General features: G+C 67.2%; 1 protein-coding gene. It reads left to right on the top strand.

Features of this window, described 5'->3' with window-relative positions:
* Nucleotides 1-167 precede the first annotated feature (167 nt).
* Entirely contained in the window at nt 168-1,610 is a 1,443-nt protein-coding gene (locus tag ACFVIM_RS35040) for an NCS2 family permease (protein ID WP_384310399.1), read from the top strand.
* The last annotated feature ends 26 nt before the right edge of the window (nt 1,611-1,636 follow it).

Raw genomic sequence — 1,636 nt, 5'->3', positions numbered from 1 at the left:
GGGACCCCCAGCGCCCCGGTGGGGGTCCCCCCGGGCGGAGCCTGGGGGAGAAGAACCGCTAAAAAACACACCAGCTGGCGATCACGGCGTTATGTGTTCATACTGAAACGGTTTGCCCGTGACCGGTTTTTTTCGTAGGAAAAGACAAAGCCCCAGATGAGGACCGCATGAGTCGCCCGGCTCCCGCCGCCGCCCCCGCGCACCAGCCCCCCTCCCAGCCCACCGGGCTGGACCGCTACTTCAAGATCTCGGAGCGCGGCTCGACCGTCGGTCGTGAGGTCCGGGGCGGATTCGCCACCTTCTTCGCGATGGCGTACATCATCGTGCTGAACCCGATCATCCTCGGCAGCGCCAAGGACATGTACGGGAACCAGCTGGAGGGCGGTCAGCTGGTGACCGCCACCGTCCTGACGGCGGCCTTCTCCACCCTCCTCATGGGGGTGATCGGCAATGTCCCGATCGCGCTGGCCGCCGGACTCGGTGTGAACACCGTCGTCGCGCTCCAGCTCGCGCCGCAGATGAGCTGGCCGGACGCGATGGGCATGGTCGTCCTCGCGGGCTTCGTGGTGATGCTGCTGGTCGCCACGGGGTTGCGGGAACGGGTGATGAGCGCGGTGCCGCGCAGTCTGCGCAAGGGCATCGCGATCGGTATCGGTCTCTTCATCCTGCTGATCGGCCTGGTCGACGCCGGGTTCGTGTCGCGGATCCCGGATATCGCCAAGACCACGGTTCCGCTCCAGCTCGGCTCGGGCGGTCATCTCGAAGGCTGGCCGATCCTGGTCTTCGCGCTGGGCACGCTGCTCACCCTGGCGCTGATCATCCGCAAGGTGCCGGGCGCCATCCTGATCTCGATCGTCGCCATGACGGTCGTCGCGATGGTCATCGAGGCGGTGGCGACCGTTCCGAGCTGGGGTCTGACGACCCCGAAGTGGCCCGGTAACCCGGTCGCGACTCCCGACTTCGGCCTGGTCGGTGAGGTGAGCCTGTTCGGCGGGTTCGAGAAGGTCGGCATCCTCACGGGCTGTCTCTTCGTCTTCACCGTGCTGCTGTCCTGCTTCTTCGACGCGATGGGCACGATCCTGGGCGTCGGCGACGAGGCCAAGCTGATGGACAAGGACGGCAACTTCCCCGGCATCAACAAGGTCCTGCTGGTGGACGGTGTCGCGGTCGCCGCTGGTGGCGCGACGTCCTCGTCGGCGACGACGTGTTTCGTGGAGTCGACGGCCGGTGTGGGCGAGGGGGCGCGGACGGGTCTGGCCTCGGTGGTGACCGGTGCCCTGTTCTCGGTGGCGCTCTTCCTCACCCCGCTGGCCACGATGGTGCCGTCGCAGGCGGCCACGCCCGCGCTGGTGGCGGTCGGCTTCCTGATCCTGGCAGGCTCGATCCGGGATATCGACTGGGCCGACTTCACCGTCGCCATCCCGGCCTTCCTGGCGATGGTGATGATGCCGCTCACCTACTCGATCACCAATGGCATCGGCATCGGTTTCATCTCCTTCACCGTGCTCCGTCTGGCGGCGGGCCGTGGCCGGGAGGTGCCGGTGGCGATGTACGCGGTGTCGGCGGTCTTCGTCTTCTACTACGCGATGCCGGCGCTGGGTCTGACCTGACCCGGCACGATCCGCAGGTACGGATG

Origin of the sequence: Streptomyces sp. NPDC057638 (genome assembly GCF_042800315.1) — a bacterium.
In the GTDB taxonomy this organism is placed as follows: domain Bacteria; phylum Actinomycetota; class Actinomycetes; order Streptomycetales; family Streptomycetaceae; genus Streptomyces.
The sequence above is the reverse complement of the archived record's forward strand: the minus strand, read 5'-3'. Positions and strand labels throughout refer to the sequence as shown.

What these genes read in the sequence shown, in the direction of transcription:
- ACFVIM_RS35040 (WP_384310399.1), top strand. Translation starts at nt 168, where the DNA reads ATGAGTCGCCCGGCTCCCGCCGCCGCCCCCGCGCACCAGCCCCCCTCC.